Annotated in this window: 25 protein-coding genes and 1 riboswitch; of the genes, 3 read left to right on the top strand and 22 right to left on the bottom strand. The window is 44.8% G+C overall.

Features of this window, described 5'->3' with window-relative positions; translation table 11 throughout:
- Positions 1-146: 146 nt before the first annotated feature.
- The 9 genes from D9X91_RS17540 to D9X91_RS17500 all read right to left on the bottom strand — a co-directional run bounded on the left by D9X91_RS17540 (position 147) and on the right by D9X91_RS17500 (position 8,030).
- Positions 147-1,433: a methyl-accepting chemotaxis protein gene (locus D9X91_RS17540; protein WP_121681955.1), complete on the bottom strand. Its 1,287-nt coding sequence runs from the start codon at positions 1,431-1,433 to the stop codon at positions 147-149.
- A 28-nt stretch (positions 1,434-1,461) separates the two neighbouring features.
- Positions 1,462-1,905, bottom strand: a complete 444-nt coding sequence (locus tag D9X91_RS17535) for a low molecular weight protein arginine phosphatase (protein ID WP_121681954.1) — start codon at positions 1,903-1,905, stop codon at positions 1,462-1,464.
- Between the two features lie 218 nt (positions 1,906-2,123).
- Positions 2,124-2,678, bottom strand: a complete 555-nt coding sequence (locus tag D9X91_RS17530; RefSeq protein WP_121681953.1) for a manganese efflux pump MntP — start codon at positions 2,676-2,678, stop codon at positions 2,124-2,126.
- A gap of 63 nt (positions 2,679-2,741) precedes the next feature.
- Positions 2,742-3,785 (bottom strand): L-threonylcarbamoyladenylate synthase, encoded by a 1,044-nt coding sequence (locus tag D9X91_RS17525; RefSeq protein WP_121681952.1) that lies wholly within the window; start codon positions 3,783-3,785, stop codon positions 2,742-2,744.
- 200 nt (positions 3,786-3,985) lie between these two features.
- Positions 3,986-4,432 carry a GNAT family N-acetyltransferase gene (locus D9X91_RS17520; RefSeq protein ID WP_121681951.1) on the bottom strand — a complete coding sequence of 149 codons (447 nt, stop codon included), beginning with the start codon at positions 4,430-4,432 and terminating at the stop codon, positions 3,986-3,988.
- Positions 4,433-4,549: 117 nt separating this feature from the next.
- Positions 4,550-5,566, bottom strand: a complete 1,017-nt coding sequence (gene spoIIR / locus D9X91_RS17515) for a stage II sporulation protein R (protein WP_325050536.1) — start codon at positions 5,564-5,566, stop codon at positions 4,550-4,552.
- Complete coding sequence (gene prmC / locus D9X91_RS17510) at positions 5,532-6,395, bottom strand: peptide chain release factor N(5)-glutamine methyltransferase (RefSeq protein ID WP_325050535.1); 864 nt, start codon at positions 6,393-6,395, stop codon at positions 5,532-5,534. Before prmC ends, spoIIR begins: the two co-directional genes overlap by 35 nt.
- On the bottom strand, positions 6,395-7,465 hold the full coding sequence (gene prfA / locus D9X91_RS17505; protein WP_121681950.1) for a peptide chain release factor 1: 1,071 nt from the start codon (positions 7,463-7,465) through the stop codon (positions 6,395-6,397). Before prfA ends, prmC begins: the two co-directional genes overlap by 1 nt.
- A 127-nt stretch (positions 7,466-7,592) precedes the next feature.
- Positions 7,593-8,030 (bottom strand): hypothetical protein, encoded by a 438-nt coding sequence (locus D9X91_RS17500; RefSeq protein ID WP_121681949.1) that lies wholly within the window; start codon positions 8,028-8,030, stop codon positions 7,593-7,595.
- Between the two features lie 50 nt (positions 8,031-8,080).
- On the opposite strand from D9X91_RS17500, the gene D9X91_RS17495 reads away from it, so the two are divergent.
- Positions 8,081-8,329, top strand: a complete 249-nt coding sequence (locus D9X91_RS17495; protein ID WP_121681948.1) for a hypothetical protein — start codon at positions 8,081-8,083, stop codon at positions 8,327-8,329.
- On the opposite strand, the gene D9X91_RS17490 is transcribed toward D9X91_RS17495, so the two are convergent.
- The 8 genes from D9X91_RS17490 to D9X91_RS17455 form a co-directional block, all read right to left on the bottom strand.
- Positions 8,292-8,906, bottom strand: a complete 615-nt coding sequence (locus D9X91_RS17490) for a thymidine kinase (RefSeq protein WP_121681947.1) — start codon at positions 8,904-8,906, stop codon at positions 8,292-8,294. The two genes, D9X91_RS17495 and D9X91_RS17490, sit on opposite strands and share 38 nt — an antisense overlap.
- 525 nt (positions 8,907-9,431) lie before the next feature.
- Positions 9,432-9,635, bottom strand: a complete 204-nt coding sequence (rpmE, locus tag D9X91_RS17485; RefSeq protein WP_121681946.1) for a 50S ribosomal protein L31 — start codon at positions 9,633-9,635, stop codon at positions 9,432-9,434.
- Positions 9,636-9,888: 253 nt separating this feature from the next.
- Complete coding sequence (gene rho, locus D9X91_RS17480; RefSeq protein WP_121681945.1) at positions 9,889-11,169, bottom strand: transcription termination factor Rho; 1,281 nt, start codon at positions 11,167-11,169, stop codon at positions 9,889-9,891.
- A gap of 591 nt (positions 11,170-11,760) precedes the next feature.
- On the bottom strand, positions 11,761-12,726 hold the full coding sequence (gene glpX / locus D9X91_RS17475; protein ID WP_121681944.1) for a class II fructose-bisphosphatase: 966 nt from the start codon (positions 12,724-12,726) through the stop codon (positions 11,761-11,763).
- A gap of 100 nt (positions 12,727-12,826) precedes the next feature.
- Positions 12,827-14,113, bottom strand: a complete 1,287-nt coding sequence (locus D9X91_RS17470; RefSeq protein ID WP_121681943.1) for a UDP-N-acetylglucosamine 1-carboxyvinyltransferase — start codon at positions 14,111-14,113, stop codon at positions 12,827-12,829.
- 341 nt (positions 14,114-14,454) lie between these two features.
- Positions 14,455-15,096 (bottom strand): fructose-6-phosphate aldolase, encoded by a 642-nt coding sequence (fsa, locus tag D9X91_RS17465; protein ID WP_121681942.1) that lies wholly within the window; start codon positions 15,094-15,096, stop codon positions 14,455-14,457.
- Positions 15,097-15,581: 485 nt separating this feature from the next.
- On the bottom strand, positions 15,582-16,442 hold the full coding sequence (locus tag D9X91_RS17460) for a class II fructose-bisphosphate aldolase (protein WP_121681941.1): 861 nt from the start codon (positions 16,440-16,442) through the stop codon (positions 15,582-15,584).
- A 206-nt stretch (positions 16,443-16,648) separates the two neighbouring features.
- A complete protein-coding gene (locus tag D9X91_RS17455) occupies positions 16,649-17,023 on the bottom strand; it encodes a response regulator (protein WP_121681940.1) in 375 nt (124 codons plus the stop codon).
- A gap of 547 nt (positions 17,024-17,570) precedes the next feature.
- On the opposite strand from D9X91_RS17455, the gene D9X91_RS17450 reads away from it, so the two are divergent.
- A complete protein-coding gene (locus D9X91_RS17450; protein WP_121681939.1) occupies positions 17,571-18,092 on the top strand; it encodes a DUF2529 domain-containing protein in 522 nt (173 codons plus the stop codon).
- Between the two features lie 57 nt (positions 18,093-18,149).
- On the opposite strand, the gene D9X91_RS17445 is transcribed toward D9X91_RS17450, so the two are convergent.
- Genes D9X91_RS17445 through D9X91_RS17435 form a run of 3 tightly spaced genes read right to left on the bottom strand, consistent with a single transcriptional unit; the run spans position 18,150 to position 21,734 of the window.
- On the bottom strand, positions 18,150-19,130 hold the full coding sequence (locus D9X91_RS17445) for an ABC transporter permease (protein ID WP_121681938.1): 981 nt from the start codon (positions 19,128-19,130) through the stop codon (positions 18,150-18,152).
- Complete coding sequence (locus D9X91_RS17440) at positions 19,099-20,628, bottom strand: sugar ABC transporter ATP-binding protein (RefSeq protein ID WP_121681937.1); 1,530 nt, start codon at positions 20,626-20,628, stop codon at positions 19,099-19,101. Before D9X91_RS17440 ends, D9X91_RS17445 begins: the two co-directional genes overlap by 32 nt.
- 35 nt (positions 20,629-20,663) lie before the next feature.
- Positions 20,664-21,734, bottom strand: a complete 1,071-nt coding sequence (locus D9X91_RS17435) for a sugar ABC transporter substrate-binding protein (RefSeq protein ID WP_121681936.1) — start codon at positions 21,732-21,734, stop codon at positions 20,664-20,666.
- A gap of 138 nt (positions 21,735-21,872) precedes the next feature.
- Positions 21,873-21,980, bottom strand: a riboswitch (SAM riboswitch).
- 314 nt (positions 21,981-22,294) lie between these two features.
- On the opposite strand from D9X91_RS17435, the gene D9X91_RS17430 reads away from it, so the two are divergent.
- Positions 22,295-22,540 (top strand): alpha/beta-type small acid-soluble spore protein, encoded by a 246-nt coding sequence (locus tag D9X91_RS17430; protein WP_121681935.1) that lies wholly within the window; start codon positions 22,295-22,297, stop codon positions 22,538-22,540.
- 57 nt (positions 22,541-22,597) lie between these two features.
- Here the strand turns inward: D9X91_RS17430 and D9X91_RS17425 are convergent, their stop codons facing one another.
- Positions 22,598-24,199, bottom strand: coding sequence for a CTP synthase (locus D9X91_RS17425; RefSeq protein WP_121681934.1), 1,602 nt, complete (start codon positions 24,197-24,199; stop codon positions 22,598-22,600).
- A 209-nt stretch (positions 24,200-24,408) separates the two neighbouring features.
- Positions 24,409-24,996 carry a DNA-directed RNA polymerase subunit delta gene (gene rpoE / locus D9X91_RS17420; RefSeq protein ID WP_325050534.1) on the bottom strand — a complete coding sequence of 196 codons (588 nt, stop codon included), beginning with the start codon at positions 24,994-24,996 and terminating at the stop codon, positions 24,409-24,411.
- Positions 24,997-25,182: the final 186 nt, after the last annotated feature.

The following is a 25,182-nucleotide window of genomic DNA, read 5'->3' as shown; positions in this document are numbered from 1 at the left end:
TATTTACGCACAAACCATGAACGTTTGGTGTATTTTGTCGAAAAACGTTATTCGACAAATCCAACCCAAATCCACCCCATCACAAAGAAAAAAAAAAAACGCGCAAGCCTAAAAAAATACAGCAGCGCGTTCAGTAACATTTAACATTATAGTTTGAATCGAGTAATCGTTTTCTTCAAAGCTTCGGCTTGCGTTTTTAATTGCAGTGCAAGCTCTTCGACATTTGCCATGACCATGGCTTGTTCTTTCGTGGCATCGCTCACTTCCACCGCTCCGGCTGAAGTCTCTTCCGCGATGGCGGCGACTTCCTGGGATTGCTGCGATGTAAGCTGGATGCTTTCCATTTGGCGGTCGACCAATGAGGTGATGTGCTTCACGGCATTGGCGACATCGTGGATGGTCGATGTCATTTCTTCAATGACTGCGTTCGTTTTAGCCCCTTTTTCAGCCTCTTGGTTGGCCGAATCCACTTGAACCGTAATTTGCTTCACGACGCTTTCGACTTCTTGCTGGATGTTTTGAATCAATTCTGAAATTCCTTGTACTGCTTTTCCACTTTCATCTGCCAGCTTGCGGACTTCCTCGGCGACAACGGCAAATCCTTTTCCATGTTCGCCAGCGCGTGCTGCTTCAATCGACGCGTTCAAGGCCAATAAATTGGTCTGTGCGGCAATGTCTCCGACGAGCTGAATGATCTGCTCGACCTTTTGGGCGTTTTCCGCCAAGCGACGGACGGCTTGCAGCGATTCGTGATTGTCCTTTGCCAGACTTTCGATCCCAGCTACAAGGGAATGGACGACATTTTTGCTTTCCTGGAGCTCCTGAAGCATATCCCCAGAGATCTGCTCGGAGGATTTAGCCTTTTCCTGGACCTCCTGCGCGATCCGAATGACATCCTCGACAGATTCAGCGGTCGTTTGGATCGATAATGCCGAGCTTTCTGCCCCTGCAGAAATTTCCCGAATGGTCGAAGAAATACTTTCTGCTTGATGCGATGCCTTAGTAGACTCAGTTGAAATTGCGATGACATTTTCATTCGTTTGGTGAAAATTATCTTCGATGCTGTGGACCATTTCCCGAAGGTTGACAAGCATCGTATTGAATGCCGTTCCCAGTGAGCGGATTTCATCATCCGATTTAGGTAGTTCCACATCTGTATGTATATCGCCTTGACTCGCTTTGATGGCAGCCTGCTCCAAGCGCTTCAATGATTTTGTGATAAAACCTGAACCAAGATAGGCCAAAACGCCCGACCAAAAAATCCCTAGTGCCAAAGTACCCGCCGTAAAAACAACCGGGCTCATCCCTTTAGCAAAATGAGGATATACGAAATAAATGAAGAACGCACTTGTAGAATAGGTAATGATGGCAAGCAGCGTCGTGAGCAGCACGAGTTTCCTGCGCAGCCCGAATTTGTACTTTTTCTTTTTCATCGAAATTTTCCCCCTAGATAATCCAACACTATAGTCCCTTATTTAGTTTATCGAGCAATTTATCAATAAGTTTATCTAATTCGCCAAAAGTTTCTCTGTAAATTTCAACACTTCCTCCATATGGGTCTGCTACGTCCAAGCCTTTTCCGTCCACGAACTCATTCAACGTGAACGTTTTGTCCCCGGCTTGCGGAAACATATTCAACACCGTGGCTTTATGCCCGGACGTCATCGTGAAGATATAAGTCGCCCACTTTACATCCTCTTCTTTTAAAAGCGAGGAAGTATGAGAGTGGGAAATGTTGTTTTCCTCCAAAACCTTCTTTGTATTGGTAGACGCAGGCGAACCATCGAAAGCAAATACCCCAGCCGACCTTACTTCGATTTGATCATTTTGTTTATTCCGCAAGATTGCCTCTGCCATTGGACTTCTGCAAGTATTTCCCGTACAAATGAACAGTATATTCGTCACAGTCCTTCCTCCTCGATATCATTATAATGATTTTTTCCATATGCCAATAGTATGACTTTCGGATTTTATGCCAATTCTTCTAAAATCTTCATTAATTGTTCACTGACTTTTCAAAAAGTATATCAAATGATGAGCAAAATTTATAATTGGCCACTCGATAGGATGCTTCACAATTTTTCTTCCAAAAAAAATAACCCTAAAATCAGGGTCATTTTCATTTATAAAGGAAGGAGCAGCTTGATGCCAAAGGCGAATAGAATGCTTCCTCCCAAGGCTTCACTGTAAGAACCAAGCCAGCTCTGGACTTTTCTTCCCACCAGCAGACCACACCACGTCAGAAGAGTGGCAGCCAAACCGAAACTGATCAAGGAAGCAGCCGTTTTTGCGCCGTAAATTCCCAAGGTGAGTCCGACTGAGAAGCTATCCAGGCTGACACTCAATGCAAAGATCAGCAGGCCTAGTCCGACCGGGGCCATGAGTGATTGCTCATCTTTCTTGAAGCTGGAGATAAACATTTGCAATCCAAGGAGGATCAGTAGAACACCACCTACATAACCGGCAAATGTCCCAAATTTATCAGAAAGGAATCTTCCGGCAATCATGCCGAGCAGAGGCATCCAGACGTGAAAGATCCCTACAGTCAGTCCTATGTAAAAAATTTGTTTGAGACGGAGCTTATACATTCCCATGCCGAGACCGATTGAGAAAGCATCCATTCCCAGTGCAAAAGCCATTAACATCAGTGTTAACAGCTCACCAATAATCGATGTCATTCCTTTTCCTCCTTTGGACGTGCCTATCAACAAGATATGCACGTCCAATGGAGATTAGAATATTTATTTGCCGATCCAGCGATGTCCCGCTGCTTTTTCCAATCGATTCATTACCGCCACCCCGATTCCATTTCTCGGAAAGGCCTCTGACAATATCAAATCCAACTTTTCTTCATTAAAAGCCCGTAATACATCGTACAAATCATGCGCTACCGTTTTCAGATCATCCCGGCGTCCGCACGGAATCACCATATCAGCCTCATAGAAGCCGTTCGTTTCCTCTGTTGCCAGCACCCCGACTTTCAACCCTTCGCTTTGTTTTTCCTTTACGATCGATTGAAGGTATTCAGGATTTCCATCGACCAGGAAAAGAGGCGCATTCGGGGCATAATGGGTGTATTTCATCCCTGGAGATTTAGGGGCGCCTTCCCCTGTTACCAACGTAGCATCCATGTCGACAGGACCGATGACCGCTTCGATTTCTTCTTTCGAAATGCCGCCCGGCCGCAAAATCATCGGTACATCGGCCGTGCAATCAATCACGGTCGATTCAACCCCTACCCCTGTGCTGCCTCCGTCAACGATCCCTGCGATGCTTCCATCCAGATCGTCCAGGACATGCTTGGCCGTTGTCGGGCTCGGCCTCCCGGAACGGTTTGCGCTCGGCGCCGCGATCGGGAGGTTCGCTTCCTTGATCAGCGCCATGGCCACGGGATGGTCGGGCAGACGAATCCCCACTGAATTCAGGCCAGCCGTCACCTTATCTGAAAACACGCCTTCTTTTTTTTCAAAAATAATGGTCAATGGACCTGGCCAAAATTGGTTGATGAGTTTTTTTGCTTTTTCGGAAATATGCGCGACTAAATTCTCCAGCTGCTCAGTGGCCCCGATATGGACGATGAGCGGGTTGTCACTCGGACGCCCCTTTGCCGAAAATATTTTGTTCACTGCTTCGGTCGATTTTGCATTCGCTCCCAACCCATATACTGTTTCGGTCGGAAAAGCGACGACTTCATTTTCTTTCAGCATTTCTGCAGCTTGGATAATTTGTGGATAATCATTTTCTTCATTCACATCTTTATCCACAATCCACTGACTCGTTTTCATTTTCATCCACCTTTTTTTAAATCGCTTCTATATTTACTAATATGACTAGGTACTATATCATTTTCCACACAAGAATACCTTTGAAAGTATATAAGAAATAATGGATATCCTCAAGTGTTATCCACAAACTGTGAATAAAAAATTAAAATATGTGTATAACTCTGTGGATATATGTGAATAAATGTTTGAATTTTTTCTATTTACAGAGTTAATTTTAAAAAAAGACTACTTTCATTTGTTAATAACTGATTTCCATGTGTGGATTGTCCGATTTGCTCCGGAAGGTCCTTCTTGTCCACAAGTGAAAAACCTAAGGATTGAAAGAATGAGACGCTTGTCATTTTATTTGTTGCCAAAAACAATGTAGATAACTCCTTGTTCTTTGCCAGCTTCAACATCTGTTGAAAAAGTGTTAGTAACCCATCCTGCCCAACTTCCGGGGAGACCACCAATGATCGAAGGAGTCCACATGGGTAAAGAGGTTCTATCCCCATTGTCCCCTTGATGTTCCCATCTACATCTTCAATGAGTAAAAAGAATTCTATCGATTCACTGATTCCTTGCGTCCCGATTTGTGCTTTTTCCAAAAAGGCGATCAACGCTTGTTCATCTGATTTATTTGCCTGGCGAATTTGATTCATATCCATTCCTGCCTCTCTTTTTTCATAATCTACTAACATGTATATATAAAAGAAGAAATAGTAGAACATAAAAATAGGATGAACACGTCATAAAATGATGTGTTCACCCTAGGGGGAACGAAATTAGAATAGTTTTTCAAAAAGCTCGACCACGAAAAATTTCACCTTTACTTCCTGCTTCTCGTCTCCTGCGTATACTGGCGTTTGATTCGAGCTTTTTTCCGTATTCATGGCAATGGATTGATGTTCATCTTCCAGCTGCCGTTGCGGAGCATCCTGCTCCTGGACTTGCCGGGAATCATTCTGATCCTGGTTTTCAGCAGGACTTGCTGCTTCAGGTCCATTCCCGTCATTTTGATCAGCTGCAGTTGTGTTTTCTGCTGCTTTTGCAGTGTGGGCATCTTCAAATCCTTCACTGACGGCCACCCCATGAGAAAAATCAAGGAAGCATAGGGGCGGATACAGGACGCACCACCAGTTGGCCCCTTCTCCTTTTCCAAGCGTGATCAACACCGCTTCATATTGACCTGCCGGATATAAATATTGACCATATAATTTAGTTGGAAAGTCCACTTTGCCGAATTTCACATGAACTGATTGATGCATGCCCTGCCTCTTCATTTCAGCCTTGGCGATCTCTTCGATTTCAGGCAAGTGCGATTGGATCACTGTTCTAGCATCATCAAGCGATGTCAGGTCTTGCACCCATTTCGTGATTTCTGCGTTCACGGAATCACGAATTTTTCGTTTGACGTCCTGATCCCCAGGTTTATCACTGTTCGCCAGGATCCGAAGTCGAATGGCCTGATTCGGGATCACCATCGTTTCCTGCGCGGCTGTTTCTTGCTTCGGTATATATAAACTGATAATGGTACCTACAGATAAAATCACGATATACATCCATGCGATCGATTTGCGTTTCATTCTCGCCACCATCCCCTCTATAAAAACAGTGTGGACAAGAACCGCAAATCCTAAACTAGCAAATTGAAAAAAATCCACCTGAAGAAAAAATGGCAGATTCATAGATTTGAATGCCAGCCCTGTACCTTTGGTGACAGGCACTCTGGTGCCTGTCACCGAAAAATAAAAATCATCTTTCTCTTTACAGTTGACAAAAGACCATTCGATCTTTGCCATTAATATCAAAAACGACCTCAACCTCGGCAGAAGCAAATGCGGTCTGAAGCAGCTGTTTAACGGCCTCCCCTTGTCCCGCGCCGACTTCAACGCCAATCAACGCTTTCTCCCCGACTACATTTGGAAGATCAGCTGCAAACCTTCGATATAGGTCGAGACCATCCGTCCCGCCAAATAATGCCTGATGCGGCTCGTGCTCCCTTACCACAATTGAAAGTTCATCTTTTTCCACATCAGGGATGTAAGGAGGATTGGATAAGACGATGTCGAAAACCGCTCCCTTTTCAATGAATGGATTCAGAAGATCACCATTGAAAAAGGCAATATCCGCTCCAAGATTTGAAGTATTCTCCTTCGCGACACGGAGCGCATCCTCAGAAATATCTGAAGCGGAGACACTCAGCTCCGGGACTTCGAGCTTCATGGTTGCAGCAATGGCGCTGCTTCCCGTACCGATATCGACAAGCCTCAATCCATCCTTTTTTTGAAAATAGGACTTCATTCTTTTCAATGTTTCATAAACAAGCTCTTCCGTTTCTGGCCTTGGGATGAGCACATGCTCGTTGACCTTGAATTTCCGACCATAAAATTCTTCCGAACCGATCATATGTTGGATGGGGCGTCCCTTCACATGTTCCTTCACGGCATTCCTGAAATTTACTTCATCCTCTGCCGTCAGCTCCATTTGCTGGTTGGCAAAAAGCTGCGACCGATCCATTCTTAAAATGTGGCGAAGCAGTAATTCTCCCGCATTGGCATCGCGCTCATTCTCCATTAAAAAAGAAGAAGCCCATTTGAGGGCTTCGTATATCTTGATGGAGCTGCTCATTATTCTTCCATGCTCTCCAATTTCTTAGATTGATCTTCCATGATGAGCGCATCGATGACTTCATCGAGCTTTCCTTCCAGGATTTGATCAAGCTTTTGGATCGTAAGGCCGATCCGGTGATCCGTCACACGGTTTTGCGGGAAGTTGTATGTGCGGATCCGCTCTGAACGGTCGCCTGAACCAACGGCAGATTTACGCTGAGCATCATATTCAGCCTGTGCTTCCTGCTGGAACTTGTCGTATACACGAGCACGCAGTACCTTCATCGCTTTTTCCTTATTTTTAATCTGAGACTTTTCATCCTGACATGATACAACCGTACCAGTCGGGATATGCGTTAAACGAACGGCCGACATTGTCGTATTGACGCTTTGTCCCCCTGGTCCGCTTGATGCAAACGTATCGACGCGGATATCTTTTTCATGGATCTCGATTTCGACTTCTTCCGCTTCAGGCAGACATGCCACAGTCGCCGTCGACGTATGGATGCGTCCTCCAGATTCCGTTTCCGGTACACGTTGTACACGGTGTGCCCCATTTTCATACTTCATGCGGGAATATGCACCATTCCCATTGATCATGAAAATGATTTCTTTATAGCCACCGAGCCCAGTCGGTGCAGCATCGATGATTTCCGTTTTCCAGCCCTGTGCCTCTGCATATCGGCTGTACATACGGTAAAGGTTTCCAGCAAACAATGCCGCTTCATCCCCACCCGCAGCACCGCGGATTTCAAAAATAACGTTTTTATCATCGTTCGGATCCTTCGGGATGAGAAGAATTTTGAGACGCTCTTCCAATTCTTCAATTGTATCTTCAAGTTCATTTATTTCTTCTTTCACCATTTCGCGCATATCGGCATCCAGCTTCTCATCGAGCATGGATTTCGCGTCCTGATATTGTTCACGGGTTTCCTTATATTCACGATACGTCTGTACCGTTTCTTGAATGCCCGATTGCTCTTTTGAATATTCCCTGAGCTTCTTCGGGTCATTGACCACTTCTGGATCGCTTAAAAGTTCATTAAGCCTTTCATACCGATCTTCAACTGCTTGCAAACGATCAAACACAGTTATTCACCTCAAATTTTAGTCCATAACGTAATAATTATAGTATACAGAAGAGGCATCGTAAAGCAAAGCCCAGCTATGCACTTTGGTGCCTGTCACCTAGGTGCATAGCTGGGCTTTCGGTTTGCTACTTATGTTTGATCTTTACATCTACTTCGTAGCGTGGAAATGCTTGGAGGATGATTTTATGCAGCTTTTCATGAGCTTTCTTCTTCGCATCTTTGCTGCCAAATTTTTTATTGGTGTATGCTGTAACATTCAATGTATTCCCGTTGATCCAGATCGGGCCTGGTGAATATTCCGTATAACCTTTGATTACTTGCCTTGCTTTCTTCACATCGGTCCGCATGTTTGGCGGAGTGTCTGAAAGTCCGACGAAATTCGGATTTTGATTCGTCCAATCCGTTTGACGAGCTTCTTCATCCGGCCAAGCATGTTTAACCTTATTATTCACAAACTGGCGTCCATGATTGTCCTGGTCATGCGTATAAATGGATTCATTCTTTGCGCCGCATCCACTCAGCATTCCCGCCATCACGATAACCGCCACTATCCATTTCATCATTTGTGGCACCTCCTGTCCTTATGTTTTCCGCAGGACAGGAGATATTATTCATGAGCGGGAAATTGAAAAAAATTGCCTATCTAGCTGCAAGCCATCCAAATTTAAATCGACTGTTGCGTGATTCCATCATGATTAGGAATCATTCCATTATATACATGAAATCGCACTCCCAGCCATGTACCCTGGTGCCTGGCACCAAAGTGACAGGCACGACCACAAATCAGGCGCCATCCGGATGGATGGCGCCTGATTCAATATATATCAGCTATTTTTCAATACTTTTTCAGCGTGCTGGCTGACGCCTTTTGGTACCTGATGGTGGTGCCTGCACCTTGGTTCGTATGCTTCCGATGCACCTACCAGGATGATGGGATCGTCATAGCAGGCTGGCTGCCCTTCGATAAGGCGCTGGGTCCTGCTGGCCGGTGATCCGCAGACGGCACAGACCGCTTGAAGCTTCGTGACCGATTCGGCGATGGCCATCAATGCAGGCATCGGACCGAACGGCTCGCCGCGGAAATCTTGATCCAGACCGGCAGCGATGACACGATGGCCTTGATTAGCCAAGGTTTGAATGACATTTACGATTTCTTCGTCGAAAAATTGCACTTCATCGATGGCGACCACATCGATGTCAGCGGACACCTGCCCAAGAATATCAGCCGAACTCTCGACTGGCTTGGCAATAACGGCTGTCCCATTATGGGAAACCACCGATTCTTCACTGTAACGATTATCTAATTTAGGTTTGAACACAGCGATATGCTGTTTCGCAAATTGGGAACGTCGCACACGGCGAATCAATTCTTCTGATTTTCCGGAAAACATGCTTCCGCAAATGACTTCAACCCAACCTGATTGCTTCATGACATACATGAAACGGCCTCTCCTTCCTCAACCACAAATTCTTTGAAAAACATCCATCTTGTACATAAATAGGCATGTCTTGTTGCATTCTTTATATAGGCTCAATCATAAGATTTGCTGCATTTGCACCAGTCGAAATCCTATTGGACTGCGGCCATTTCGCTGCACTACAACAAGCATTTTCCATAATCCTTATGTAAAAGCTTGTTTCGTAAGTTCTGTTGCTATTCAACATAGGATATGCAAGTTTGATTCTCGCATCTTCCGCTCCAATCAACGTTAATAACAATAATCTTTGAGAAAACAGCCTATGTAAAAATGACCTCGAACACCTTCTCAAATGGAGTATTGGACAAAAAGAGAAACAGTCTTCGGGACTGCCTCGTTTTGACTGGATCCAATTTTTTACCGGCTATTTAAAGCCGGCCATTTGCTGCAATTCGCCGCTGTCAAACGATGAGAACGACGTTTTTTCAGCAATTTTAGGAAAAAAAAACAGGCAAGTTTGTAATAAGCTTGCCTGTTTTTGAAAAATTATTTCTTAAGGCCATATTTTTTGTTGAATCGGTCAACACGGCCACCAGCGTCAGCGAATTTCTGACGTCCTGTGTAGAATGGATGGCACTCAGAGCAAACCTCTACGCGCACTTCATCTTTAACAGAACCGCTTTCGAATTCGTTACCGCAAGCACATTTCACCATAACTTTGTTATAAGCTGGATGAATACCTGATTTCATTCTTTTCATCTCCTTCCGCCCTGAATCATCTGAGACAGAGTTCTATATCGGCAATGTGATATGAGCTAGTGCTGAAATGGAACGCCAAAGCCTTGTTGAGCCTTTTACTTTCCGAGGAAAGATTCGTTCCGCGACAGCCCCTTACCACATTCATATTCGAACACATTGACTTCATTATAACAAGGAAAATGTCGAATTGCAACATCGTAATATCTGCAAAGAACAAGTTCATAATAACAAATACTGGATTTTATCAGGAGTTTTTGGCGTTTCTTTTCGCCTTCAATTCTTCACTCAAGTTTTCGAAAAACTCATCATTATTTTTCGATTGCTTCAACTTACGCAGGAATTTTTCTGCAAAATCCGGTGTATCGGACATTGCTTTGCGAATCGCCCAAAGCTTATCCAATTTGTCCTTCGGCATAAGCAGTTCTTCTTTTCGTGTACCGGAACGGCGAATGTCCATCGCAGGGAAGATGCGTTTCTCAGCAAGGGATCGATCCAGATGAAGCTCCATGTTTCCTGTACCTTTGAATTCCTCATAGATGACATCATCCATGCGGGAACCGGTATCAACCAGGGCCGTCGCCAATATGGTCAAGCTTCCGCCTTCTTCAATATTGCGGGCAGCACCGAAGAATCGTTTCGGACGGTGGAATGCAGCCGGATCGATACCGCCTGACAATGTCCTTCCGCTCGGCGGGATGACAAGGTTGTATGCTCGAGCAAGCCTTGTGATGCTGTCCATCAGAATGACGACATCGCGTTTATGCTCAACAAGGCGCATCGCCCTTTCCAAAACGAGCTCTGCCACTTTAATGTGGTTTTCCGGGACCTCGTCAAAGGTGGAACTTACCACTTCCGCATCAACCGACCGCTCTATGTCCGTTACTTCCTCTGGACGCTCATCGATAAGCAGGACGATCAACTCAGCTTCAGGGTTGTTTGTCGTGATTGCATTGGCAATCTCCTTCAAAAGCATTGTCTTACCTGCTTTTGGCGGTGCAACGATCAATCCGCGCTGTCCAAAACCTACAGGTGTCACTAAATCCATGATTCTTGTGGATAAGTTTCGTGGTGTTGTCTCCAATTTGATTTGTCGATCAGGGTATAAAGGTGTAAGGGCAGGGAAATGAACGCGTTCCTTCGCAGATTCAGGGTTTTCCCCATTTACCGCTTCAACATGAAGGAGTCCGTAGTATCGTTCGTTTTCCTTTGGAGGGCGCACTTTACCGGATACTTTGTCCCCATTGCGCAAATCGAATCTTCGGATCTGCGACGCAGAGATATAAATATCCTCGGAGCTAGGTGAATAATTGATTGGCCGAAGGAATCCAAAGCCTTCTGATTGAATGATTTCGAGGACGCCTTCCATAAAGAAAAAGCCCTCCTGCTCAGCTCTTGCTTTTAAAATAGAAAATATCAATTCTTTTTTTGTCAGTTTGCTGTAATACGAGATTTTGAATTTTTTTGCAAGCTCGTAAAGTTCCTTGAGCTTTAAATTCTCAAGTCCGTATATCGTTAGTTCTTCCATTTTGACACCACTCTTTTAAATTTTCGTGTTCCACCATATAAATAAAATGGCTGTTCAGAATAAAAATATGGATGGATTGGGCTAAAGTCGAATAAGGATATGAAGAAAGTGAAGTTTCTGAAGTGTTTGAGTATGCAGTGTTGGTTTTCTCTCTGTAAAAAAGACTGCCTTCGTATGGAATGGAGCCTTTAAAATAAACAATATCTATTTTAACCATATTAACAGAAAAGAATCAATAAAAAGGAAGGAAAAGATGGACGAATTCCATAAAATCCGTCCAATCTTCACAAATTTATAAGATTTTCATGACTGAAATACTAATTTCTTTTAATGACTCGAATGGAATGCTGTTTTTTTATCCAGCAGCAAGAATAGACTTCAAGGCACTTCGTAAAATGTGCGGTTGATTTCCGTGGAAGGATGCTCGTTTCGTGGGCCAACCGTGTGAGCCTCCTCGCTTCGCAGCGGGGTCTCGTCATCGCCGCTGTTCCCTCCAGAGTCTCACGCATTCCGCTCCAGTAAACACTCTATTATGAATTTCCATCAGGAAATCGCTTAATAATAGCAGTCCATTCTTCCTGAGTCATCTCATTATGGCTTTATGACTAGATTTGGTTTTTTCTTAAGGCTGTGCCGGCCGTCAATGAAGCGGACCGTTCCTGATTTCGCCCTCATGACCAGTGAATGGGTAGAGCCATATGAGCCTTTGAATTGGACGCCCTTAAGCAATTCACCATCGGTCACACCCGTAGCTGCAAAGATGGCATCATCACCGCGGACCAGGTCTTCCATCCGCAAGATTTTGTTGACATCGATGCCCATGGAGAGGCAGCGCTGATGCTCAGCGTCGTTTTGCGGAAGCAATTTCCCTTGGATTTCCCCGCCGAGGCATTTCAATGCGACCGCAGCAATGACTCCCTCGGGTGCTCCACCTGATCCAAACAAGATATCGACGCCGGTATGATCGAAAGCGGTATTGATGGCACCCGCCACATCACCGTCATTAATCAACTTGATCCGCGCGCCCGCTTCTCGAAGCTGGCTGATGATATGCTCATGACGCGGACGGTTCAATACTGTCGCCACTACGTCTTCAATGTCTTTGTTTTTTGCTTTGGCCACTGCTTTTAAATTATCAAGGACGGATGCATTGATATCGATCTGTCCCACCGCTTCAGGACCGACCGCAATTTTATCCATATACATATCCGGTGCGTGCAAAAGATTTCCGTGATCGGCAACCGCAAGGACAGCCAGTGCATTCCAGCTGCCAGAAGCGACAATATTCGTCCCTTCCAATGGATCGACTGCAACATCGACTCGCGGACCATAGCCTGTCCCGAGTTTTTCCCCTATGTAAAGCATAGGCGCTTCATCCATTTCACCTTCACCGATGACAACGGTTCCTTTCATTGGGACGGTATCAAAAACATCGCGCATCGCAGAAGTGGCTGCGTCATCCGCTTCGTCTTTTTTCCCTCTTCCCATCCAGCGGGCTGAAGCAAGTGCAGCCGCCTCTGTCACGCGAATAAGTTCCATCGATAAACTTCTCTCCATGGTTTCTGCCTCCTGTATCACATAAACGTTTTTTATTGGTTTAATCGTATAACACAATTACTCGTTTATTGTAACACATTAAAGCGATTCATGGGTTATCTTATGAACTTTTAAATTGTTCAATTTCTTCCTTAGTTAATGATTCTCGCCAAATCGTGGCACCGAGGCCATTTAATTTCTCTACAAGACTGCTATATCCTCTGTCGATGTGTTCTAATCCTGTCACTTCCGTTATTCCTTCGGCCATCAAACCGGCAATGACCAGAGCCGCTCCTGCACGTAGGTCGCTCGCCTTCACTTTTGCACCTTGCAATTGAATCGGTCCATGAATGATCGCCGAACGCCCTTCAACTTTGATGTTGGCATTCATCCGCCTAAGTTCGTCAATATGCTTAAACCGCGCGGAGTAAATGGTATCCGTCACAACCGCTGAACCAACCGCTCTTGTTAAAAGCGAGGTGAATGGCTGCTGCAAATCTGTCGGGAAGCCAGGGTACACAAGTGTTTTGACGTCAACCGGCTTCAGCTTGTCCGATTTCCCGATAAAGATCTGCTCTTCACCCGTGTCGATCGGAACACCCATTTCACGAAGTTTTACTGTAAGCGATTCCATATGTAATGGAATGACATTGTCGATCAGCACACCTTCACCGACAGCAGCGCCCAAGATCATGAACGTTCCTGCTTCGATTCGGTCGGGGATGATCGTGTGACGGCATCCGTGGAGCTGATCCACTCCTTCAATCCGGATGACATCCGTTCCCGCGCCTTTGATTTTGGCGCCCATGTTGGTCAATAATGTGGCCACATCGATGATTTCCGGTTCTTTTGCCGCATTTTCGATGATCGTTTTACCTTTCGCCCTTACGGCTGCGAGCATGATATTGATCGTCGCTCCGACACTGACGACATCCAGGTAGATGCGGGCGCCGATCAGTTCATCTGCGCGCAAATAAATGGCGCCTTGTTCATTCGTGATCTGAGCACCTAATGCTTCAAAACCTTTAATGTGCTGGTCGATCGGACGCGGGCCAAGATGGCATCCGCCAGGAAGACCGATCACCGCTTTTTTGAAACGGCCGAGCATGGCCCCCATTAAATAATAGGATGCACGAAGTTTTTTGACCTTTCCGTTTGGAAGCGGCATGGAAATCATATTGGCTGGATCGACTGTCATTTCACCATCTTTAAACTGAACCTTGCCTCCGATGTCTTCCAGCAAGGATTGAAGCATTTGGATATCCGAAATCTCCGGAAGTCCTTCAATGCTTACAGGGGAATCGGCCAAAATGGTGGCAGGAATCAATGCGACTGCACTGTTTTTTGCTCCGCTGACTTTAATCGTTCCTTTTAATGGATATCCACCGGCAATTTTGAGCTTTTCCATTGTAAACTCCCTTCCAAATCATGTTTGATCTGTTAAATAGGTATTATTTACCATAACAGATTGGCATAATTCGACATTATCATTTTCCTTAGTGTATACAACTTTTCCCTTTTCATGTATAGAAAAATGATTTTTTTGATAAAATCCTACCATTTTCCTGTAAAGTGGAAAATTTTTAGATTTTTCATAAGGTTCTATTCGTAAGGTTAGTTGCAATATGAGTAAGGTTGATTTCCGCTGCAGGATGCTCGCTTTCGAGGGGCGGGTGGTGATCCATCCTGAGTCTCGAGCTCCCTCGCAGGTCAATTCCCCCACTAAATCTACTCTGTAAGCAGCTTATCCTATCGGTTGTTCCAATCCTTTAAAAACGCTTCAATCCCTTTATCCGTTAATGGATGATTGAATAATTGCATCAATACTTTATGCGGGATAGTCGAAATATGGGCGCCTCTCAATGCAGCCTCCGTCACATGCTGCGGGTGGCGGATCGACGCAGCGATGATTTCTGCTTCCAAACCATGAATCGCAAAAATATCAGCGATCTTTGAGATGAGTTCAAGGCCATCATGCCCGATATCATCCAGCCTGCCAAGGAATGGCGATACATAAGTCGCTCCTGCTCTTGCAGCCAATAAAGCTTGATTTGCGCTGAAGACAAGCGTGACATTCGTTTTAATTCCTTCTTTGGAAAATACATTGACCGCTTTGAGTCCTTCCGGTGTCATCGGAACCTTGACTGTAATGGATGGGGCAATTTGGGCAAGCTCTCTTCCCTCTTTGATCATCCCTTCTGCATCCGTTGCAATGACCTCTGCACTGACAGATTCAAAATCCAGGGCAGTAATGTCCTTCAGGCGGTCATGGAATGATACATCCTTTTCCTTCGCGACCAATGATGGGTTCGTCGTTACCCCAGAAAGTACACCGAGCTCATAGGCTTGCTTGATTTCCTCCATATTCGCTGTATCAATAAAAAATTTCATGATTCCTGTCCCCTTTCGACGAAATATTCAATCTTTTTGAAGCGTACTTTTTAAAATTTTTTCATAGGTTTTTGCAATTACCCAAAACTTGAGTAAGGTTGATCTCCGCGGAAGGACGCTCGCTTTCCGGGGGCATCACACGAAGTGAGGTCGTTCGATGTTGGCACACGATGTGCCGAACTTAATCGAACATCCTCCTTACTTCTCCTCGCTCCGCTGCGGGGTCCAACATTGCCCGCTTGATCCCTCCGGAGTCTCGCGCCTTCCGCTCCGATCAACATCATAGAATGAACTATGCTTAAGTAAACAATAAAAAACAATCATCTTTGAGTAAAAAGATGTTTTTTATAGTAGAAAGGGCTCATAAATGAGTAAAATGAACGGAAACCGCCTTGCAGATGTAAGGCGGTTTCGATTCAAAGCTTCATAAAGCCATTATATATAAGCAAATTCTGCTTTTGGAAAAGGTCTCAAAAGGACCTTAATTATTCAGCTTTACCTGAAGAACCGAATTCACGCATTTTACCGATTACTGTTGTTTTAATCGCTTCACGTGCAGGTCCCATATATTTGCGGGGATCATACATTTCGCTGTCTGCAGCAAGTACTTCACGCACTTTTTTCGCAGAAGCGATTTGGTTTTCAGTATTTACATTGATTTTAGCTGTTCCGTAAGAAATGGCTTTTTGGATATCTTTTGTCGGGATTCCAGTTCCGCCGTGAAGAACTAAAGGCACACCAGTTGCTGCACCGATTTCTTCCATTTCTTTGAATCCAAGGTTTGGTTCGCCTTTGTAAGGGCCGTGAACAGATCCCAATGCAGGTGCAAGTGTATCGATGCCAGTGCGCTCAACCAATTCTTGGCACTCTTTCGGGTCAGCGTAGATAACGCCGTCCGCAATAACATCATCTTCTTGTCCACCAACAGTGCCTAATTCAGCTTCAACTGAAACACCTTTGGAGTGTGCATATTCAACAACTTGAGAAGTTGTTTCAATGTTTTCTTCGAATGGGTGATGTGAAGCATCGATCATTACTGAAGTGAATCCAGCATCAATTGCTTCTTTACATTTATCATAGCTGGAGCCATGGTCTAAATGAATGGCAACAGGAACTGTGATATTATAATCTTCCAATAACCCTTCAACCATTTTTACAACTGTTTTGAAACCACCCATGTAACGTCCTGCACCTTCAGATACTCCAAGGATTACTGGAGATTTTTCTTCTTGTGCTGCTTGAAGGATTGCTTGAGTGAACTCAAGGTTGTTAAGGTTGAATTGTCCAACGGCATATCCTCCGTCTTTTGCTTTGTTTAGCATTTCAGTCATGGAAACTAAAGGCATTATGACTTCCTCCTTATTTGTACTAAGTGCTGTCCATCTTTAACTCAAATCATCAGAACATACACTTCATGTACATGCTGATTAAAGTTCAATAGACTAAATAAATATCATTTAATATCATTTTGTATGATACCAAATAACCGTTATTTTTACCAATGAACAAGCACGAATACAAAAAGAAGTACTATTTTTTATATTCTTTCAATTTATCCGTTTGACTTCAATGGAAGGTGTTTTTTCACCGCACTGCGAATGTCGTCAATATCGAATGGTTTTGCGAAATGTGTAAGGGCGCCAAGGTCTTTGGCTTCCTGGATCATATCCAATTCCCCATATGCCGTCATGATGATGACCCGGATATCCTGGTCGATCACCTTCATTCTTTTCAGGATTTCAATTCCATCCATACCAGGAATTTTCATATCGAGCAAAACAAGATCCGGTGAATGCTTCGTAACGATATCCAGCGCCTGGACACCATTCGCCGCTTGAAAGGTTTGGTAGCCTTCTTTTTGAAGCACTTCGTTTAATAGGATACGGATACCGAATTGATCATCTACGATTAAAATTTTCTCTTTCATGTCATCCCCCTCTTTAACCATATTCTATAGGATTTTAAGCGTCTGAAAAAGACTCGAATATATTTTCATTTCTTCCAAAGGAATACTTCTCCTTTTCTGCTTGATTTTCCTTCTTACAATTACCGACTAATTTTGACAAATAGGGTGACGAACAGGGTTCCTATTGCCTGTTCCGTTTAGTTTATTTTTCATAATATGGAGAATTGATCTTCCCCCTTTGAATCGTTCACTGGACGAAAAAGCGGGGAGGATTCTAGACATCCCGGGCTCTCTTTTATTTTCAAAAAGTGAGTAAAGTGGATTTCCCCTGCAGAATGTTCGCTTTCCGAGGGGCTGCCCGAGCCCCCGAGTCTCGCGTCACCACCAAATAATAAAATTTCCCAACCACAATCTTCGCGTAAACAGTCTTATGAAAAAATAAATGTTTTTCCAGTTGTCATCCGTATCCTTTTTTCATTCCATCGTTATGATATTTTGCCTATCACGCCTGTAGCACCTATAATAAATACAGAATTACTACGGTGTTATAAAGGAGTGTCTGTATTTTATGCTGAAAATGTTTACGACCCAAATGACGGGATTGTTCAATCGAATTCACGATAAAGAAGAATTTCAAATAGAAGATGGCGCGCGCCTGTTGGCTCAGGCCGTCGTAGGTGAAGGGAAAATTTATGTAAAAGGCTTTGGTGAAATGGGCGCATTGGAATTGGAAGCGATCCAAGGAGCCGAGCCGCTTACAAATGCAGCGCTCTTGGATGATCAAACCGCCTTGACCGAAGCAGACCGCGTTTTGATTGCGAGCAGGCTTTCGACGGATGAGGAAGCTATGTCGCTGGCGAAGAAGCTCAAAGAAGAAGGCATTCCGTTTGCTGCCATTTCCGGAGCTGTAAAAGGAGTGGAAGGTGAGGATTTGACCTCCATGGCAGATGTACACCTAGATACGAAGGTGATCAAAGGGATGCTCCCGGATGAAAATGGCGAGCGAATCGGCTTCCCTTCCAGCATGGCTGGCCTCTACCTCTACTTCGGCCTTAAATTCACCATCAACGAAATGCTCGAAGAATACTGATCCAGATCAGCCCTCCCCTACAGGTGACAGGCACCAAAAGGGGAGGGCTTCTTATGTCTATTTTCGTTTGGCATGGACGTATGTGACGGCAAGCGCCGATAGCAGGACTGAACCTTTGACGATTTCAAATGCATAATATGGAAGGTTGAGCATCGTCAGGCCGTTCAGCAGAACCCCGATCAAGGCTGCCCCAAAGAATGTCCCGATGATATTCGGTTTGCCTGCCCCTAAAAAGGAGAACCCGACAAAAACCGATGCAACTGCTTCCATCAACAGCGGCGAGCCTGCATCGATCTGCCCGGACCCCACCCTCGCTGTAAATAAAATCCCAGCAAGCGACGCAAATATGCCCGAAACGATATAGGCAATCATCTTCACCTTTTTCACCCGGACGCCAGACAGGTGGGCAGCTTCCTCATTTCCGCCAGTCATATAAAGGATCCGTCCCCAGCGGGAATGTTGAAGAATGATATGTACGATGACGACAAAGAGCACCATGAATATGACGGGGACAGGTATTCCAAGCCATTTCCCCTGTCCGAGCCAGAGGAATGAGGAATAAAATGCGCCTGGTGCCTTTCCTCCGCTGACAAGGGGCATATAGTTGTAAATGGAGTATCCTTCCGTATACGTGCGATGTATCCCGGAAACGACATACATGGTTCCAAGCGTCGCCAAAAGATCGGGGATGCCGATTTTCACGATCAGCAGGGAGTTAAAAAGACCGACTGCCACCCCGACAAAGATCGGCAGGATCAATACCATCCAAAGCGGCATCTCATACCATACCATCAAGGATGCCGTAATGACTGTGGAGAGAGACATGGTCGACCCGACGGACAAATCGAATCCATTGACGATCAATGTAAATGTGACCCCGATGGCCAGCAACGTCACGATGGAAATCGACCTGAGAATATCGGACAAATTTCCGTACGTTAAAAAATTGGAATTGATCACACTGAAATAAATAATGACAACGACCATCAAGGCCGCCGCCCCATATTTAAATAGAAAGGGAATGTACTTTTCCTTCATGCTGTTCTTCCTTTCCGCCGCTCGCATAGAGCAGCAGTTTCTCCTGTGTCGCATCTTCGTTTGCCAGTTCCTTTACGATTTCCCCGTCAAACATAACAAGGATGCGGTCGGCCACCTTTAAAAGCTCCGCCATTTCACATGAACAATAGATGACACTTTTCCCCTGAGAAGCAAACTCTTCGATGATTTGAAAGATTTCCTGCTTCGCCCCGACATCCACACCTTTGGTTGGTTCATCGAATACCATCAGATCTGCATCATGGGAGAACCATTTTCCGATGACGACCTTTTGTTGGTTTCCTCCGCTCAAAAACTTCACTTCCGTTTTAGTGCTGTTCGCCTTGATGTTTAAATCAGAGATGACCTTCTCCGTAAAAAATCGTTCCTTTTCCTTTGAAAAAAACAATGAGCTTGAAAACCGCTTTAGATTAGGGAAGGTTATGTTCTTAATCAAAGATTCCTCCAAGAACAATCCTTCTTTCCTTCGCTCTTCCGGAACCAAGACAATTTTCGAACGAATGGCATCCGCCGGACTTCGAAAATGCACCTTCCGTTCATGGAGAATGATTTCCCCGCTTTTAAGAGGAGCTGCTCCGAACAAGAGCTTAGCCAGTTCCGTTTTCCCCGCTCCGACAAGGCCGGCAATCCCCACAACTTCACCCTTGCCGATTGAAAAAGAGACATTTTTCACATTTTCACCGTCGCTGATTTCCTTCACGCTCAAAAGCTGCTCGCTTATTTTTCTTTTAAAACGACGTTCCTTTTCCTGTAGCTCCTTGCCGAGCATTTCCTGAATCACCTGGTCCACTTCCACCTCGTCTGTTTTGTGGGTGGATATCGTCTTCCCATCCCGCATGACGGTCAATCGGTCCGAGATCGCAAATACTTCAGGAAGCCGGTGCGAAATGAAAATACAGCCGACGCCATTTTTCTTGAGTATCTCGATCACCTTCACGAGACGTTCTGTTTCCTCCATGCTCAAGGGGGCTGTCGGCTCATCCAAAATCACGATTTTTGCATTTTGAATCACGGCTCTTGCAATCAGAAGAAGCTGCTTATCCGCAAGGGATAGGTGCTCTGCTTTTTCATCGAGGGGGATATGGGTTCCATTCAGCTGCTCCCATGCTCCCAAAGCTGCTCTCTTCATCCCTTTCTTGGAAAGGAACCATTTCCTTTGGGCAACGATCTGATTGAGCATTAAATTGTCCAGAACCGTCAACTCAGGGACGATGGCCGTATCGACTTCTTGATATACACAGTGGACGCCCGCCTCCAGCGCATCACGGGGAGATGCGGCAGCCGCTTCCCTCCCCCTTATTTCAATCGTGCCGCTGTCGATCTGGTAGACACCCGCCAGGATTTTCATGAGCGTGCTTTTCCCTGCCCCGTTCGCCCCTAATAAGGCATGCACTTCCCCTTCCCGCACTTCAAAATGCGCTCCTGCCAACGCCTTTACACCCGAGAAGGATTTATGAATGTTTTTCATTTTTAAAAGCATTGTCTCATCATCCTCCTGCTAGTTTGCTTCTTGATTTACATTCCGTTTTCCAACTCCTTAAGATAATCCGTGTATCCTTGTTCACTCGCTCCCCAGCCATCAACATATTGAGATAATTGATCAGTCGTGACGGATTTTTCCGGAAGCTGATCCCGCTTCACAAATACCGGATTCAACACAACTTTTTCAGAGGGTTGATCACCATGAAGCCGTTGATACAAATAACGCACCTGAATTCTTCCGATGTCTTTTGGATCGACCGCAGCGGAAGCCACCCATGGACTTGTTTTATCCTGGATGAGCTGCAGATCTTCATCGCTCAAATCAATGCCATAGACTTTGATTTCTGTTCTGCCTGCCTGTTTGATCGCCCTTGCAGCCCCTTTCGCGAATTCATCCCATGCTGCCCACACCGCTTTGATATCCCCTTTATGCGGGTATTGTTTGAGGATGGCTTCCATTTGAGACTGTGTATCCAACGCTGTATTTTCGGTGGCTGCCCCAAAAGCAGCGATTTCTTTAATGTCAGGATGCTTTTGCAGGAAATCCTGATAAGCGACCTGCCGTCTCTCCATCGGTGCAAAGCCTGCCACCCATATTTTCACGATGTTCCCTTTGCCTCCGATATCATTTGCCAATTGATCAAGGGACATTTCCGCCATTTTTTGATCGCCCTGCTCCAAGACCGTGACATTTTTTTCTGCAATGTCGGCATCAAAGACAACGACAGGGATTTTATGATCAACCGCCTTTTTGACCCCTGATTGAAGCGCTTCGCTTGTTCCATGGTCAATTAGGATGCCATCGAACTTTTGGTTGATGGCGGCATCGAGGTTCGATGACATCTTGGCCAAATCGCCATCAGAGGTGAACACGGTGACATGGCCACCGAATTTCGCTGCCTGCTCCTTCACCCCTGCTATGTACTGTGCTGAAAAGGTCCCAAGGTTGAGCTGCATGATAAGCGCAATTCGCTTATTCGCCAATGGATTATCCTTCGAAACGTTGTTAGCTGCTGCATCGGTTTCTCCTTTTGGCTGGCAGGCTGACAACAACCCCGTTAGCACGATCAAGCTGATGAACAATAATGATATTCGTTTTCTCACTTTTTTCTCCCCCACATTCAAAATTTACATCGCTTTCATTACTGAGCGACCCTCGCATCCCATGCCGGCTTATGAAACGCTGGATCAAATAAAAAAGCCTCTTTTCCCTAGGGAAAAGAGGCTGATATTCTAACCTAACTCTTATCTCCCAGGATTCACTCCTGCAGGATTTAGCACCTTTCCGCAATAAAACGGTAGGTTGCCGGGCGTCATCGGGCCAGTCCCTCAGCCAACTCTTTATAAGAGGTATTTAATTTGGGTCGTTCAATTTTCGCATACGATAATGGTAATACTAAATATAGTCACAATAATTGTCAATATTCTTTTTATAAAAAAATTCATATTTTTTAATTTATTTACATTTTGGGTGATCGTGGACATGCTAAAAATATGCGGTGCATGAAAGCAATATCAAGGATATAAAGTTGATTTTCGCTGCAGGATGCTCGTGAGTGGTGAGCCCTCAGGAGTCTGGCACTTCCGCTTCAATCAACAGCTTGAAAAATCTAAAAAACATCAAGTTTTATCATTGCAACTTTTTTAAAAAGGAGGTCATTTGTATGGCGCGAAAAAATAAAATCCTCGTTCCGGAAGCACGGCAGGCCCTTGATCAATTGAAGGCGCGCGTGACCGGGACAATGGATCCCCAGGATGCAAAATATGAAGCAGCAAAAGAACAGGGCATCCCGCTACAGAAAGGCTACAACGGAAAACTCACATCCGAAGAAGCCGGAAAAGTCGGCGGCCGCATCGGCGGAAGCATGGTTCAGGAGCTCATCAAGCTCGCCAAAAACAATCTGAAATAAAATAAGGGTGACAGGCACCATCCAGAATCTGGATGGTGCCTGTCACCCTTTTGTGCATTACTTTTGATTTTCGATGGAAGCTTTGATGAATTCACGGAACAACGGCTGCGGCCTTGTTGGACGAGAAGTGAATTCCGGGTGGAATTGGGATGCAAGGAACCATGGGTGATCCTTGAGCTCAATGATTTCCACCAAACGGCCGTCCGGGCTTGTACCAGAGAATATGAAGCCTTCATCTTCCATTTGCTGACGGTAGTGATTGTTGAACTCATAGCGATGGCGATGGCGTTCGTATACCACTTCATCTTCATATGCTTCATGTGCTTTTGTGCCATGAATCAGTTTGCATGGATATAATCCAAGTCTTAACGTACCGCCAAGATCTTCAATATCCTTTTGCTCAGGAAGCAGATCGATCATTGGATAATTCGTTTCCGGCTGAATCTCAGCTGAGTGGGCACCTTCATAGCCAAGTACGTGGCGCGCAAATTCCACAGTCGCAAGCTGCATGCCAAGGCAAATCCCGAAGAATGGAACTTTGTTTTCACGCGCATACTTCGTCGCTAAAATTTTCCCTTCGATGCCACGATCTCCGAAGCCGCCAGGAACCAGAATTCCATCCGCATCATGAAGGTAGTCTTCTACATTTTCTGCAGTGACATGCTCTGAATTGATCCATTTGATATCGATATCGGAATCAAATGCATAGCCTGCATGCTTCAATGCTTCTACGACTGAAATATAAGCATCTTGAAGTTCCACATATTTTCCGACCAATGCGATCGTCGTTTTTCCTTGTAGATGTGTAACCTTCTCGACAAGGTTTTTCCACTCTGTCATATCCGCATCATGCGCCTCAAGTTTCAAATGATCGACTGTGATTTGGTCGAGCTTTTGTTCTTGCAGTGAAAGAGGAACAGAATATAATGTATCGGCATCGCGTGCCTCGATGACAGCATTTTCATCAATATCGCAGAATAGAGCAATTTTGTCCTTCATATCCTGGGACATCGGCATTTCCGTCCGGACGACGATCACATTTGGCTGGATGCCGAGGCTTCTCAATTCTTTGACACTATGCTGGGTCGGCTTCGTTTTCATTTCGCCGGCAGCCTTGATGTACGGCACCAACGTACAATGGATGTACATGACATTATCGCGTCCAGTGTCGCTTTTGATTTGGCGGATCGCTTCCAGGAACGGAAGGGATTCAATATCTCCAACAGTTCCGCCAATTTCCGTGATGACCACATCTGCATTCGTTTCACGGCCAGCGCGGAAAACACGCTCTTTGATTTCATTGGTGATATGCGGGATGACCTGGACCGTTCCGCCCAAGTAGTCTCCACGGCGTTCTTTCTTCAAGACGGTTGAGTAGATTTTCCCTGTCGTCACACTGCTGTATTTAGTCAAATTAATATCGACAAAACGCTCATAGTGGCCAAGGTCTAAATCCGTCTCCGCCCCGTCATCCGTCACGAATACCTCTCCGTGCTGGTAAGGACTCATCGTTCCCGGATCGACGTTGATATATGGATCAAACTTTTGAATAGTCACGCTTAAACCGCGGTTTTTCAATAAACGTCCTAAAGATGCAGCGGTAATACCTTTTCCTAATGAAGATACTACACCGCCTGTAACAAAGATATACTTCGTCATGTCTGCTTCCCCTTTCTGTTGGTCACCTGTTCTACTATAGAATCAGCAAAACTGATTTATCATAATCTAAAAAATGAAAAAATAGGGGTAAAAAAACGAAAAACGCCCCACTGACAAAAGTAGTGGGAGCGTTATAGTCACGTTCATCTGTCCCTTTTTAGGGAGCCCAAATAAAATACTAACTTCGTAAGATGGATAAGTCAAGAGGATTATAAATCTTCTTCCTCTTCTTCGTCGTCAAATTCTTCCTCTTCTTCCTCAAGATCTTCACTTTCCTCATCGTCATCTAAATCATATTCCTCATCTTCGATAAGCTCATCATCGATATCCTCTTCATCTTCATCGATGTCATCGAAATCATCATCGTCGTCATCATCATCGTCATCCGCAAGATCTTCTTCCTCAAAGTCGTCAAGATCATCGTAATCAAGATCTTCATCTTCGAGTTCTTCTAGCTCAAGATCTTCATCGACAACTTTTTTTGCCTTTTTCTTTCTCGGTTTAATTGTCGGAACCGTCTCTTCCTCCAATTGATCGACTGGATACCAAGCACGAAGACCCCAACGGTTTTCACCGGATGTAATGAAGCGTCCATCCACATTCAAATCTGTATAGAATTGAACCATTCTTGAACGAACCTCATTTTTCTTAAGCTCTAGGTGGCTTGCGATTTCATTGAGGATCTCCTGGAATGTCATCGGTTGTTTCTTTTCATCTAAAATTGTAAATGCTAATTCAATAAAGGACATTTCCTTTACTTCTTCTTTTGATAATTGCGCTAATTTCAAATCCCGCACTTCCTTTCTCTATTTAACACTCTATTATTTCAGAGTAAAAAAGGGCATAACTATTCAATCTTAATAGAATACATATAAACCATTATAAACAAATGTAAAACATTTATGCTAGATGTATGCCGCATTTACTTGATTTTTTTCCTATTTTTTTTTGGTTGCCCTCGTTCAGATTTTTCACCTTTCCGT

It is taken from the genome of Falsibacillus albus (assembly GCF_003668575.1).
GTDB classification, from domain to species: Bacteria; Bacillota; Bacilli; order Bacillales; family DSM-25281; genus Falsibacillus; species Falsibacillus albus.
This window is presented reverse-complemented; position numbering and strand designations above follow the sequence as displayed.